This window comes from Polaribacter septentrionalilitoris (genome assembly GCF_009832745.1).
Lineage (GTDB): Bacteria > Bacteroidota > Bacteroidia > Flavobacteriales > Flavobacteriaceae > Polaribacter > Polaribacter septentrionalilitoris.
The window spans coordinates 30546-44858 of record NZ_VRMJ01000014.1; the positions used below are offsets into that span (position 1 = coordinate 30546).

General features: G+C 31.0%; 10 protein-coding genes. 5 read left to right on the forward strand and 5 right to left on the reverse strand.

What is annotated here, in order from left to right:
* Nucleotides 1–148 precede the first annotated feature (148 nt).
* The 3 genes from FP421_RS02295 to FP421_RS02305 form a co-directional block, all read right to left on the reverse strand.
* On the reverse strand, nt 149–1501 hold the full coding sequence (locus FP421_RS02295; protein ID WP_159947211.1) for a TrkH family potassium uptake protein: 1353 nt from the start codon (nt 1499–1501) through the stop codon (nt 149–151).
* A gap of 147 nt (nt 1502–1648) precedes the next feature.
* Nucleotides 1649–2446, reverse strand: coding sequence for a tRNA 2-thiocytidine(32) synthetase TtcA (gene ttcA, locus FP421_RS02300; RefSeq protein WP_159947213.1), 798 nt, complete (start codon nt 2444–2446; stop codon nt 1649–1651).
* Between the two features lie 24 nt (nt 2447–2470).
* Entirely contained in the window at nt 2471–3652 is a 1182-nt protein-coding gene (locus tag FP421_RS02305; RefSeq protein WP_159947215.1) for an MFS transporter, read from the reverse strand.
* An 83-nt stretch (nt 3653–3735) separates the two neighbouring features.
* On the opposite strand from FP421_RS02305, the gene FP421_RS02310 reads away from it, so the two are divergent.
* The 3 genes from FP421_RS02310 (at nt 3736) to FP421_RS02320 (ending at nt 8666) form a co-directional block, all read left to right on the forward strand.
* Nucleotides 3736–4590, forward strand: a complete 855-nt coding sequence (locus FP421_RS02310; protein WP_159947217.1) for a hydroxymethylglutaryl-CoA lyase — start codon at nt 3736–3738, stop codon at nt 4588–4590.
* 148 nt (nt 4591–4738) lie between these two features.
* Nucleotides 4739–7060, forward strand: coding sequence for a CHRD domain-containing protein (locus FP421_RS15160; RefSeq protein ID WP_236548005.1), 2322 nt, complete (start codon nt 4739–4741; stop codon nt 7058–7060).
* 91 nt (nt 7061–7151) lie between these two features.
* Nucleotides 7152–8666: a bifunctional metallophosphatase/5'-nucleotidase gene (locus FP421_RS02320; RefSeq protein ID WP_159947219.1), complete on the forward strand. Its 1515-nt coding sequence runs from the start codon at nt 7152–7154 to the stop codon at nt 8664–8666.
* A gap of 113 nt (nt 8667–8779) precedes the next feature.
* Here FP421_RS02320 and FP421_RS02325 read toward each other — a convergent pair whose 3' ends face one another.
* Nucleotides 8780–11005: a TonB-dependent receptor family protein gene (locus FP421_RS02325; protein WP_159947221.1), complete on the reverse strand. Its 2226-nt coding sequence runs from the start codon at nt 11003–11005 to the stop codon at nt 8780–8782.
* Nucleotides 11006–11312: 307 nt separating this feature from the next.
* Here FP421_RS02325 and FP421_RS02330 point away from each other — a divergent pair, with 307 nt between their 5' ends.
* Nucleotides 11313–12035, forward strand: coding sequence for a hypothetical protein (locus tag FP421_RS02330; protein WP_159947223.1), 723 nt, complete (start codon nt 11313–11315; stop codon nt 12033–12035).
* A 67-nt stretch (nt 12036–12102) separates the two neighbouring features.
* Nucleotides 12103–13578: an IMP dehydrogenase gene (guaB, locus tag FP421_RS02335; RefSeq protein WP_159947225.1), complete on the forward strand. Its 1476-nt coding sequence runs from the start codon at nt 12103–12105 to the stop codon at nt 13576–13578.
* A 170-nt stretch (nt 13579–13748) separates the two neighbouring features.
* On the opposite strand, the gene FP421_RS02340 is transcribed toward guaB, so the two are convergent.
* On the reverse strand, nt 13749–14267 hold the full coding sequence (locus tag FP421_RS02340) for an OmpH family outer membrane protein (protein WP_159947227.1): 519 nt from the start codon (nt 14265–14267) through the stop codon (nt 13749–13751).
* Nucleotides 14268–14313 lie beyond the last annotated feature (46 nt).

Consider the following 14313-nt stretch of genomic DNA (forward strand, 5'->3'; position numbering starts at 1 on the left):
CAATCTATTTTGGTTATCTAAAAAAATTAAGAGTATTTATTTAAAACCTTATTACATCATGCCAACTTTGATCTTACCGAAAATCTATTGGTCTAATATTATCTAATTAAATCTACTAGCATGTAGCTTTTATTTTACCATACTTCAGTTAAACTGCTAAATCATCCGTTTTTATATTTTTTATTTTTTTTTCTTTTTGTTGCAACAAAGCAAATCCAAAAGTTAGAACTCCAACACGACCAATAAACATTAAAATAATAATCAACGTTTTACCAATATTAGATAAATCTGCAGTAATACCTGTACTGAGTCCAACAGTTCCCAAAGCTGACGCTACTTCAAATAATATGCTCTCGAAAGAAAAGTTTTCAAAATAAGAAAGCAAAAATGAAAATATAAAAATTAAACTCGTATAAAGTATAAAAGTAGACGTAGCTACATAAATTCTTTCAAATGGTATACGTCTGTTTAAAAATGTAATTTTTTTCTGTCCAAACAATCTGCTTTTCAATATAGATAGCATTGCAGTTAAAGTAGTTATTTTCATTCCTCCAGCAGTTCCTGAGGGTGAAGCTCCAATATACATTAGAAAGGTTACAAACAATAATATTGGTAAAGACAATTCACCTATTGGTATAGTGTTAAATCCCACTGTTGTCATAGCAGACATTGCTTGAAAGAAAGAGGTCATTAGTGAACTGTTTTTACCGAGAATAGATGATGATTCTGTTGTGTAAATGATTAAAGTACCTAAAAAAAGTAAAAACAAAAACCCATAAATAATGATTTTAGTAGTAAACGAAATTTCTTTAGATTTACCTCTTATTCGATACCATAAATCTGTAATAACTATAAAACCTAAAGAACCAGAAATGGCCAGTATAGATATAATTGTATTTATAAAAGAATTGTCTTGGTAATCTTCAAATCCATCATTAAATAATCCAAATCCTGCTGTACAAAAAGATGAAATGCTATGAAACATTGAAAACCAAATGGCTTTTAAACTTTCCATTCCAGAATTGGTAAAGGCAAAGTACAATAAGATAGCTCCAACAGTTTCCATTATTAGGGTAAAAACAATAACGCTTTGAATAAAATCTTTTATTCGAATTGTGTTTGGTAAAGTAAATTCTGCACCTATTAGTTTACTATGCCAATGCGTTATATTTTTTGTGGTAAAAATTAAATAGTAGGTTGTTAGTGTCATGTATCCAATTCCGCCAATTTGTATCAATGCCATAATAACAAATTGACCAAAAAAGTTATAGGAATCAAAAACGCTTATCGTAACAAGACCTGTAGTTGAAATAGCGGAAGTTGAAATAAATAAATTATCTAAAAAGGAAATGTCAGTTTTGTGAAATAAAGGAATTGACAGTAGAATAAATCCAATTAGTGTATATAAAAAGAAACCCCAAACTAAGTTCATTTGAGGCGATTTACTAATTTGGAATTTTAGATACCAATTAGATATTTTCTTGTATGTTGTATTTCCCATAGTTTAGGTTTCTATTTTATATTTTGTATTTTTTTATAAAATATTGATTTTTTTCTTCTAAAACTCGTCTAGCGTAATTTTTTTAAATATAGGAATAACAAAGTTAGTTTTTTATTTTTCAAAAAAAGATAGTAAAAACACTATCATTTAATCAACCATAGTTGTTTCCTTAATTTTACTTTCTAAATTATCAAAATCATACAAATCTTTATCTAATAGATGAGAAGGGAATACATTTTGTAAAGCATTCATCATAATAGAATTTCTATCAGGAAAATCAGTTTCCCAATTGGTTATCATTTGTTTTACTTTTTTACGTTGTAAATTTTCTTGAGAACCGCATAAATTACAAGGAATTATAGGGAAATCCATAAAATTAGAATACATTTCAATATCACTTTCTTTACAAAAAGACAATGGTCTTAATACTTCCAAATCACCTGCATCATTTTTAAATTTTGGAGGCATAGTCTCTAGTTTTCCTGCAAAAAAGAAGTTCAAGAAAAAGGTTTCTAAAATATCATTTCTATGATGACCTAAAGCAATTTTATTGCATCCTAAATCTTTTGCAGCTTCGTATAAAGTTCCCCTTCTTAAGCGTGAACAAAGACTACATGTTGTTTTACCTTCTGGAGTTTTCTCCATCACAATTTTGTAGGTATTCTTTTCAATAATTTTATAATCTACTCCTAAATTCTCTAAATAACTAGGTAAAACTTCTTCTGGAAAATTAGGTTGTTTTTGATCTAAGTTCACTGCAATCAAATCAAAAGAAATGGGTGCTACTTTTTGAAAATATAATAACAAATTTAGCAGTGTATAACTATCTTTTCCACCAGAAAGACAAACCATAATTTTATCTCCATCTTCAATCATCGTATATTGCTGGATGGCTTCAGCAACTGCTTTTTGCAATTTTTTTGTAACTTGTTTTAAATTTTCCATAGTGGCAAAAATACTATTTCGTAACTAATTATTGAGATGAGTAGTATTGCTTTTTAAAGAAATTAATCCAAAAATAGGACCAATAGCTAAAATTGTAAATACCCAATAACTATTAAAGTTAGAAAATAAATAGGTAAGGAGTTGAATACTTATAATAGTTATTGCAAAGCCTATAGAGTTTACGATGGTTAAAGCTGTTCCTTTTTCTCTTGCTTTGGTATTTTGAGCAACTAAAGTTGAAAATTGAGGAGAATCTGAAATAACTACCATTCCCCAGAAAATTAAAAATATAATAAATACAGTTTCAGAAGTTTGCATAACTAAAAAGGGAAATAATAAACAACAAATACCAGAGAATAATAAACTATAAAACGCTACTTTTTTTGAGCTGATTTTTTCTGAGATATAACCTCCAAAAACACAAGAAAGACTACCTATACCAATTATTAAAAAAGCAAGCAAGGGTATGTTAAATGTAGTGTTATTGTGTATATCAGAATAGATTCTTAAGAGTACAGGTACAAAAGCCCAAAAGGCATACAATTCCCACATATGGCCAAAATAACCAAAAGCTGCTTTCTTAAATTGTTGCTGTTTAAAGACTGTAAAACAAATGCGTAAATCTATTTTTATTGCAGCTTTTCTAAATGGTCCATTAGGTACAAGAAGTAAGATTAAAACCCCTCCAAATACAGCCAAAGAAGAAGTACATATCAGTACACTTTTCCAAGAATATGGTTCTAAAATATCTTTTAATAAATGGGGTAATGCAGTTCCTAAAACCAAAGCACCTACTAAAAAACCAAGAGATTTACCCAATCCTTTGTTGTAATAATCTGTGGCAATCTTCATTCCTACAGGATAAATTCCGGCTAAAAAAAATCCAGTTAAAAAACGTAAACTCAATAACGTAAATAATGTCTGATTATCAAAAATTAGTCCCAAGTTAAAAAATGAACCTAAAACAGCACTAATAAAAAATACTTTTGAAGGAGCAAAACGATCAGCAATCGTTAACAATGCAAAAAATAAAGTTCCTATAATAAAGCCAAATTGAACAGCAGAAGTTAAGTGACCTAGGGCACCAGAATTTAAATCAAAAGCTTTCACTAAATCAGCAATAATCCCATTTCCTGCAAACCACAAAGAAGTACAACAAAATTGAGAGATGATAATGACAGGAAGGATGTGTTTGGGTATTTTCATTTAAAAGCGAAAGTACCAAAAACCATTGTATAATCAATTTAAAATGTTTTGCAACTGCAATTGTTTGGCTATCTTTGAAACTGATGAGAAAAGTAAAAATCATAGAATGTCCAAGAGATGCAATGCAAGGAATAAAATCGCATTTTATTCCAACAGACAAAAAGGCATTGTATATCAATTCTTTACTTAAAGTTGGTTTTGATACCATTGATTTTGGCAGCTTTGTATCACCAAAAGCAATTCCGCAAATGCGAGATACTGCAGCAGTTTTATCACAATTGGATTTATCGAAAACTAAAAGTAAATTATTGGCAATTATTGCTAATTTAAGAGGCGCAAATGACGCAGTTCAGTTTGAAGAAATTGATTATTTAGGATATCCCTTCTCTATCTCAGAGAATTTTCAAATGCGAAATACCCATAAAACAATAGACGAATCTATAGTTACTTTAGAAGGAATTCTGAATCTCGCTGATAAAAACAAAAAAGAAGTTGTTGCATACCTTTCTATGGGATTTGGAAACCCTTATGGAGATCCATGGAATGTGGAAATCGTTGGAAATTGGACAGAGAAACTCTCTAAAATGGGAGTAAAGATTTTATCATTATCAGATACCATTGGTAGCTCTACTCCTAAAGTAATTGAGTATTTATTTTCTAATTTAATTCCAAAATATCCTGAAATAGAATTTGGTGCACATTTGCACACTACACCAGACAAATGGCACGAAAAGGTTGATGCCGCTTACAAAGCAGGGTGTAATCGTTTCGATGGAGCCATTAAAGGATATGGAGGTTGTCCAATGGCAAAAGATGAGCTTACTGGAAATATGCCAACTGAAAAGTTAGTGAGTTATTTTACTGCTCAAAAAGCTGATACTAATATTAGACCAATGAGCTTTGAAAGTGCTTATAACAAGGCTTTGGAGGTATTTTAATGTGTTTAATTATTTGTTTTATTCATTGAACAACAATAGTCTTAAAAGTTTCTTAAAATAGTATAAAAAAGTCTTAATTAACAGTTTTTTGTTAGTTGTTGATGTCTTTTTTGTTTAGTTTAGATGAAAATTAATTAAACAAAAAAATATGAGAACATTTAAAAATTTATTACTTTTTGCTTTTGTTGTTATAGCTTTTACAAGTTGTAATGAAGAAGAATTTGATTACAAATTTTACACCCCTACTGGTAATAACGTAACATTCAACTTGAACACTAAAGATGTTAATGGTATATCAGGTACAGCAAAGTTTGTAGAGAATGTAGATGGTTCTACAAATATAACACTTAATTTATCTGGTACACCAACAGGGGGTAAACATCCTGCACACATTCATTTTAATACAGCTGCTGAAGGAGGCGATATTGCTTTTACTCTAGGTGTTGTTGATGGAAGTTCAGGATCGAGTACAATCAACGTTACTGCTTTAGATGATGGAACACCAATATCTTACAATGAACTTTTAGCATTTGATGGATATATAAATGTCCACTTAAGTGCTGATGAATTAGGTACTATAGTTGCACAGGGTGATATAGGGCAGAATGCATTAAAACCTAACTCTATTACCTATGATTTAGGAGAAAAAGATGTTGCAGGAATTTCTGGAACAGCTACTTTTTTCGAAAGAGAAGATGGAAGCATTTTAGCAGAATTAGACATTAATAATACTCCAGCAGGAGGAGAACATCCAGCTCACATTCATGCAAATACAGCAGCTGAAAGTGGTGGAATATTATTGTCTTTTAATCCTGTAAATGGAGATACTGGTAAAAGTTTTACAAACTTTACTGCATTTGATGATGGTACAGCATTAAGTTTTTCAGACATTGAAGGTTTGGATGCTTACATAAATGTACATTTAGGTGCAGGAACTCAATTAAGCACTATTGTAGCGCAAGGTGATATAGGTGAGAACGATTTAACAGGAACTACAATAGAATACGATTTAGGAGAAAAAGACGTAGCAGGAATTTCAGGTACAGCAACTTTTGCAGAAAGAATTAATGGAGAAGCCTTAGCCACATTAAATATAATGAATACTCCAGCAGGAGGTGTACACCCAGCACATATTCATGCAAACACAGCAGTAGAAGGTGGTGGAATATTATTTTCATTTACTCCAGTAAATGGAGATACAGGAATGAGTATGACAAATGTAGCTGCTTTAGATGATGGATCTTCATTGATGTATGCTGATATTTCAGGTTTAGACGGATATATTAATGTTCATTTAGGTGCAGGAACTCAATTAAGCACTATTGTAGCGCAAGGTGATATAGGTGAGAACGATTTAACAGGAGCTACAATTGAATACGATTTAGGAGAAAAAGATGTAGCAGGAATTTCTGGTACAGCAACTTTTGCAGAGAGAATTAATGGAGAAGCTTTAGCAACATTAAATATAATGAATACTCCAGCAGGAGGTGTACACCCAGCACATATTCATGCAAACACAGCAGTAGAAGGTGGTGGAATATTATTTTCATTTACTCCAGTAAATGGAGATACAGGAATGAGTATGACAAATGTAGCTGCTTTAGATGATGGATCTCCATTAATGTATGCTGATATTTCAGGTTTAGACGGATATATTAATGTTCATTTAGGTGCAGGAGCACAATTATCAACTATTGTAGCACAAGGTGATATTGGTCAGAACGATTTAACAGGAACTACAATTGAATACGATTTAGGAGAAAAAGACGTGGCAGGAATTTCTGGTACAGCAACTTTTGCAGAAAGAATTAATGGAGAAGCTTTAGCAACATTAAATATAATGAATACTCCAGCAGGAGGTGTACACCCAGCACATATTCATACAAACACAGCAGTAGAAGGTGGTGGAATATTATTTTCATTTACTCCAGTAAATGGAGATACAGGAATGAGTATGACAAATGTAGCTGCTTTAGATGACGGATCTTCATTCATGTATGCTGATATTTCAGGTTTAGACGGATATATTAATGTTCATTTAGGTGCAGGAGCACAATTATCAACTATTGTAGCGCAAGGAGATATAGGTAAAAACGATTTAACAGGAGAAAGTAAAGTTTACACATTAGCTGAAAAAGATGTAGTAGGTATCTCAGGTACAGCAACATTTTATAAAAGGTTAGATGGTTCTGCATTAGCAGTATTAAATGTTATAAATACTCCTGCAGGTGGTATGCATCCTTCTCATATTCATGAAAATGATGCTGCAACAGGTGGACCAATTGCATTTAGTTTTGCACCAGTGAATGGAGATACAGGAATGAGCATGACTCAAGTAGAAGCTTTAGATAATGGTACAGCAATTACGTATGATGAAATCTTAACCTTTGATGGTTACATTAACGTTCACTTAAGTGCAACACAATTATCTACTATTGTTGCCCAAGGAAACATTGGTTCTAACGAATAATTAGATAATTAATTCAATAATTCTAAAACCCATCATTTTTTGATGGGTTTTTTTGTTTTATGTTGTTACTTTTGATATTTAAATTATCATCATGAAGCTTTACTTAAAACTTTCCATATTAACTTTATTAATCTCTTTTTCTTCTTGTAAAAAGGACGATGATAAAATCGATTTTACACTTCTACAAATAAATGATGTGTATGAAATTGCACCCATTCAAGGAGGTGAATTTGGAGGAATGGCAAGAGTAGAAACTGTACATCAAGAATTATTACAAGAAAACCCTAATACAATGCTGTTTTTGGCTGGCGATTTTTTAAATCCGTCTTTGTTAGGAACCATAAAAGTTGATGGAGAAAGAGTTCGTGGAAAACAAATGGTAGAGGTAATGAATGCTATGAATTTTGATTTGGTAGCTTTTGGAAATCATGAATTTGACCTATCTCAAAATGATTTACAAAAACGCTTAAACGAAAGTAAATTCCCTTGGATTTCTGCAAATGTAAATCTAAAAACAAAGAATACTTCTATTCCTTTTTACAAAGAAAAAAACAATCAAAAAGAAGCGTTAGGAGAGACCTTTATTAAAGAAATTTCTGATAAAGACGGAACTAAAATTAAAATAGGTTTTATCAGTGTTACTTTACCATCAAACCCAAAAGAATATGTAGAATATGGAAATATGTTTGTAAGAGCAAGAGCTTCTTATGCAGCCATTAAAGATGCTGTAGATGTTGTTTTTGGCTTGACACACGTTAAAATTACAAACGATAAAAGAATTGCCAAATTAATTCCAGATTTGCCACTAATAATGGGAGGTCATGAACATACAAACTCTTTAGATACTGTTGGAAATGTGTTAATTGCAAAGGCAGATGCCAATGCAAAAACGGCATATATCCATAGAATTTCTTATGATAAAAAAACGAAGAAGACTAAAGTAACATCACAATTAAAAGAAATTAATTCATCTATACAACCAGACAAAAAGATTGCTATTATTGTTGATAAATGGCAGACTATTTTAACAGCTAAAATCAAGGATATTATTCCAAATCCTGATGAAATAATATTTAGTGCAAAAACTCCTTTAGACGGAAGAGATACACCTATAAGAAGTCAACAAACCAATTTGGGTAAAGTTATTACAGCAGCCATGTCTTTTGCCTTTGATGATAAAGTGGATGCTGCTTTAGTAAATGGAGGTTCTATTAGAATCGATGACCAGTTGAGAGGCAATATTACATCTATTGATATTTTTAGAGTATTGCCTTATGGAGGAGATATTGTAAAAGTGGCAATTAAAGGAAGATTGTTAAAACGTGTTTTAGATTATGGAAAACTCGCAGCAGGTACAGGAGCCTATTTACACAGACACAAGATAGCTTTACAAGAAAAAGATTGGTTTGTTGGTGGAGAAAAAATCAACCTAAATAAAACCTATACTATTGCTTTTTCTGACTATTTATTAAAAGGATTTGATATTCCTTTTTTATCAGATAAAAATAAAGAAGTATACTCTGTATATCACCCAAAAGAAACAGAATTAGGGTTTGATATTCGAAAAGCAGTTATTGCTTATTTAAAACAAAAATCTTTAAAGTAAAAGTATTTTTTAAGTAGAATATGTCAGTCTGAGCTTGTCGAAAACTATCTTATAATAGTTTGTAAACTTCGACAAGCTTAGTTTGACATCTTAATTTTTAGAGTTTTTTTTGATTAAAACCTAAACTCTAATCCACCATAAATTCCAAATGGATGACCAGGTCTTAATCCTGCAGGAACTCTAGAAGCTGCATAGGTATTGTCTAATAAATTAATTACATTTAAGGTTGTACTTAAACGTTTTGTGATAAAATATTTACCAGATAAATCCACTATAAAATTAGCATCAACTCTTTCGTTATCAGGAATATTTCCTGTTCCTGCTAAAGTTCTAAACTCTCCATTATATCGTCCATTTACATTGATCTCAAAATCTTTATGTTCTATAGAAAAAGTGGTATTAAACTGATGTTGTGGTATGTAAGGTAATTCGTCACCTGCAGTTACTGCCCCCCAAAAACTATCTGCTCCATTAAAACTATTTTGAAATTCTGTATTTGTAAATGTATATCCAAAAGAAATAGGCAAAGAAAATTTTGAATCTGAATTAGTAAAATTATAATTCAATAATAATTCAATTCCGTTTACATTTACCTCTCCTGCATTAAATTGATCTAAAGAACCTGTTCCTCCAGTTGCTGCTAAATCACTTCCTAAAAGATTTGAATAATCGTTAAAAAACCCAACAAATTCTCCTTTTAGTTTTCCAAGGTTAAAACGTGTTCCTAATTCGTAATTGATGCTTTCTTCTGGTGCTTGACCATCTTGATTTCCAGGAGGCGAAAATCCTTTGTGAACACCACCAAATAAAGAAAAATCGTTATTAAATTTATAATTTGCACCCATTCCTGGTATAAAAACGCCAACTGAATTTTCTCTAGTTGCTAAATTTACACCAGTTCTATCTACATCATTTTTACCAAAATCTTCTCTTTGTAAAGTGATGTTTTCATAACGCACACCAGGTGTAAAGGTCCAATTATTATATTTTAATTTGTAAGTAATGTAAGATGCAAATGCGTTTGCGCTACTAATTCTATTGGCATCTGTACCCTCAATAGCATCAGTGGTTAAAGCCATAACACCTGTATTAGAAATACTATACTTATCTACCCATTGAAACCTGTCTTCTTCATCATAATGATAACGTAAACCAATTTCTAAATCGTGAAAAGCATCTCCTTTATACCAATGGTAATCTAGTTTTGTTTGAATTCCTGTTGAGTAGTATTTTCTATTATTTGCTTTTACGCCAATAGCATCAGCAGCAGAATTTACAGAACCATTTACAATGCTATAATGGTTAGCATAGGTTGATGGATCTTCTAAGATGTCTGCAATTCCTTTTTTTGTTCCATTAAAAGTAACATCATTTAGTTTATACCAGTTTCTGGCAAAATTGTTTTGATAAGCAGTGGTAGTAACTCTAATATTTTTAGAGAAATCTAAACGATGTGTAATCATATATTGAGTATGGTCTGTAACCATTCTATCTTCATTTGAAGAAGCGTATCTAGAAAAAGGATTGGTATTAAAATCTTGTTCAGACAATCCTAAATAAGTTTCGTTACCATCTTCATCTGAATATTGAAATTTGAATTCTAAAGATTGTTGAATACTTGCTTTAGGAAATAAGTTTACCCCAATTTTAGCGACAACATCGTTTTTGTTAAAACCAGTGTTTTTTCCACTTGGTAAGGTTTTAAATCCGTCTGAACCGTAATTTAAATACTCTAATACATAACCAAAATTTTTATTTCCTCCACCAATTTTTGCATATAATTGGTTAGAATTAAAGCTACCATAACTTGCTCTTACTTTTCCACCAAATTCAGTCGGAATTTGAGCAGAAATCATATTTATAGCTCCACCAGTTGTAAAAGGTCCATATTGCACTTGACTACTTCCTTTTAAAACTTCTACAGCTTCCATTCTTGCAATTGTTGGAAAATAATAAGCAGATGAAGCACTATATGGAGCAGGAGCAATCAAAACACCATCTTCCATTAAAGTTATTTTAGAACTTCTTTCTGGGGATGTACCTCGTAAACTGATATTTGGTCGCAAACCAAAACCATCTTCTTCGTAAATTGTTACTCCTGGCACACTTCTTAAAGCTCTATTTACATCTGTAAAACTAAATTTTTCCAATTCTTTTGGTGATAAATAATACGCAGAACCTGTTCTGTGTTTTGCCACGTACTTGTTTCCAAAAATTGTAGATGTTGAAATAATAACCTCATCTAATTTTTGAATGGAATCTAATGTTCCTTTCTTTTTTTCTTGTGCTGTTAATACAAGAGTAAATAAAGTTGATAATGCAATTATACCTTTCTTCATTTTATTTAGATTAAATATGAATAGTTTGATTTTTGCTGCAAATATAAGCCTCATAAATACATTTTTCAAAGTTTATTTAGAATAAATAAAAATAAATTTTGTAATTTTATGATACTAAGATTGTTAGAGATAATAATTTTTTATGATATTATTCTTATCGAGTTAATGAATCCCATTAGCTGGAAAAAAAGAATACTAATAGTCTTATAATTTTATTTTATTTGTATTCATTTTAAATAATCTAGATGTTTTATTCGATTTTTAAAATTTAAATTGAATTATTAATTTAGTGAAAATTAAAATTTTTATGATACAAACTATTGATATTCAACAACAACTAATTAAAGAAAGGAATAAAAAACAGCAATCTATTGATGTTTTAGAGTGGGTTAAGGAAGTTTTTGAAGATATTAATGTATTGCAGAAGGATGTTTTAGAAAGATTAGCACAATCGCCTATAAATAAAACCACTAATACTTTTAACATAGATAGGGTAGATGCAAACGCCATTTTTCACATCAGTCAAATAAGAAAAATTTGTATTGATTTTAGACTTCGTTTTTTAGATACAAGATATTTTAAAGCTGATTATCCACAAGAAGTTATTTCTAAAATTAAGGCTTTAGAAAAAGAACACAATACAACTTTAGATGGTTTTAAAATAATTGCACCGTCAAAGTTGTTTGAATTAAATGAGGCAGATGATCCTTTATTATTTGCACCTATGGGAAATGGTTATTATTACTTGATACATAAGTGGGGTAAGGATATGCATCCATTAAGAAAAGTAAAATATTGGGCAATTAAAAACGTAGAAAACCTTGGTGTAGCAATTTTTATTTTTAGCATCTTAATGACTTTATTTACAAAAGATTTCTTTTTTAAAAATGAGATTAACTTTGGATATGTTTTTATGTTATTTCTATTTTATGTTAAAGGGATAATGGGTTTTATTTTCTTGTTTGGAGTATCTTCTGGAAAGAATTTTAGTGAATATTGCTGGCTTAGTCGATATAATAAAATTTCTTAAAGTTTAATTTACTTTAAATCTCAATAATTAATTGTAAATTTGCACGCAATTATATCTTAATTGCAACATGACAGCACACGAAAACAAAATTTTAGGAGAAGGTCTAACTTACGACGACGTACTTTTAGTTCCAGCTTTCTCAGAAGTTCTTCCTAGAGAAGTTAGTATACAAACCAAGTTTACTCGAAATATTACCATTAACGTTCCTATTGCGTCTGCAGCTATGGATACAGTTACTGAATCTGCCTTAGCAATTGCTATTGCCAGGGAAGGAGGTATTGGAGTTTTACATAAAAACATGACCATTGAGCAGCAAGCTCAAGAAGTAAGACGTGTAAAGCGTGCTGAAAGTGGTATGATTTTAGACCCAGTTACGTTGCCATTAACTGCAACTGTATTTGATGCTAAAGCCAATATGAGAGAGCATAAAATTGGTGGAATTCCTGTGGTCGACAACAATGGTATCCTAAAAGGAATTGTTACCAACAGAGATTTACGTTTTGAGCATAAAAACGACAGACCAATTGTAGAAGTGATGACAAGTGAAAACTTAGTTACTGCAGGTGTTGGAACGTCCTTAAAAGATGCTGAATTAATCCTACAAAATCATAAAATTGAAAAGCTTTTAATTGTTGACGAAGGATATAAATTAAAAGGATTAATTACGTTTAGAGACATTACAAAAGTTACTCAAAAACCAATTGCAAATAAAGATACTTACGGAAGATTACGAGTTGCTGCAGCTTTAGGTGTAACAGGTGATGCTGTTGATAGAGCAGAAGCTTTAGTAAATGCTGGTGTAGATGCTGTAATTATTGATACTGCTCACGGACATACAAAAGGTGTGGTATCTGTGTTAAAAGAAGTAAAAGCAAAATTTCCGCAGTTAGATGTTGTGGTTGGAAATATAGCAACAGGTACTGCTGCAAAATATTTAGTAGAAGCTGGCGCTGATGCTGTAAAAGTAGGAATTGGACCTGGTTCTATCTGTACAACAAGAGTTGTTGCTGGTGTTGGTTTTCCGCAGTTTTCTGCAGTTCTAGAAGTTGCTGCAGCTATTAAAGGAAGTGGAGTTCCTGTAATTGCAGATGGTGGAATTCGTTATACAGGAGACATTCCAAAAGCAATTGCTGCTGGAGCAGATTCTGTAATGTTAGGTTCTTTATTGGCAGGTACAAAAGAATCTCCTGGGGAAACTATTATTTACGAAGGAAGAAAGTTTAAGTCTTATCGTGGAATGGGTTCTGTAGAAGCCATGAAACAAGGTTCTAAAGATAGATATTTTCAAGATGTAGAAGATGATATTAAAAAGTTAGTACCAGAAGGTATTGTAGGTAGAGTTCCTTATAAAGGTGAATTGGCAGAAAGTATTCACCAATTTATTGGTGGTTTACGTGCAGGAATGGGGTATTGTGGAGCTAAAGATGTTGCAACCTTAAAAGAAACAGGTCAGTTTGTTAGAATTACCGCTAGCGGAATTAACGAAAGTCATCCACATGATGTTGCTATAACTAAAGAATCTCCAAATTATAGTAGGAGATAAGTTTTATAAAATAATAAGTTAAAAAAAACTCAAGAAGAAATTCTTGAGTTTTTTTTATTTTTAACTAAATAAAGTAATGTTTTAAATCTAAGAAAATCAATATAGTTATCTATTAGATCAAAATAAAAAACCTCGCCAACTGGCGAGGTTTTTTATTATTTTTTTGAATATTACTTTTTAGTTTCTGGTTTTTTAATTCCTAATTTTTTGATCACTAAATCAGTTATGTCAAACTTTTTATCGATGTAAGCAAATTGATTTCCTGTTATGGTAAGTATTTGAGAATACCCATTTGCTTTTGCAATTTCTGCAATGACATCTCTCAATTTTTTATATAGAGGACGCATTAATTCATCTTGCTTAAATTGCATTAGTTTTTGACCATTGCTTTGGTACTTTTTTATATCTGCTTCTAAATCGGTAATTTCTTTTACAGCAGTTTTTTTTGCTAAAGGACCTAGTGTTTTTTCATTTTTTTTGTAGGCTTCTATTTTATCTTGATACACCTTTAATTTAATTTGAAATGAAGAATCTAATTTAGATCCATAGGCTTGAGACCTTTTTACAACAACCTGCGCTTCTGGCATTAGGTTTACAATATAATCGCTATCTACAGTACCTACTTTATTTTGCGCAGATGTAACAGATGCTAATACAATAGCAAATAAGAATATAATTTTTGATTTCATGTTTTAGTTTTTGGTGCAGCAAAGATATAAAAGTGAATGAATTACA

Excerpts from the sequence above, each read along its gene's own strand:
- FP421_RS02295 (WP_159947211.1), bottom strand. The coding sequence starts at position 1,501 with ATGGGAAATACAACATACAAGAAAATATCTAATTGGTATCTAAAATTC.
- FP421_RS02330 (WP_159947223.1), top strand. The coding sequence starts at position 11,313 with ATGATACAAACTATTGATATTCAACAACAACTAATTAAAGAAAGGAAT.
- FP421_RS02340 (WP_159947227.1), bottom strand. The coding sequence starts at position 14,267 with ATGAAATCAAAAATTATATTCTTATTTGCTATTGTATTAGCATCTGTT.
- FP421_RS15160 (WP_236548005.1), top strand. The coding sequence starts at position 4,739 with ATGAGAACATTTAAAAATTTATTACTTTTTGCTTTTGTTGTTATAGCT.
- FP421_RS02320 (WP_159947219.1), top strand. The coding sequence starts at position 7,152 with ATGAAGCTTTACTTAAAACTTTCCATATTAACTTTATTAATCTCTTTT.
- FP421_RS02305 (WP_159947215.1), bottom strand. The coding sequence starts at position 3,652 with ATGAAAATACCCAAACACATCCTTCCTGTCATTATCATCTCTCAATTT.
- FP421_RS02310 (WP_159947217.1), top strand. The coding sequence starts at position 3,736 with ATGAGAAAAGTAAAAATCATAGAATGTCCAAGAGATGCAATGCAAGGA.
- FP421_RS02325 (WP_159947221.1), bottom strand. The coding sequence starts at position 11,005 with ATGAAGAAAGGTATAATTGCATTATCAACTTTATTTACTCTTGTATTA.
- ttcA (WP_159947213.1), bottom strand. The coding sequence starts at position 2,446 with ATGGAAAATTTAAAACAAGTTACAAAAAAATTGCAAAAAGCAGTTGCT.
- guaB (WP_159947225.1), top strand. The coding sequence starts at position 12,103 with ATGACAGCACACGAAAACAAAATTTTAGGAGAAGGTCTAACTTACGAC.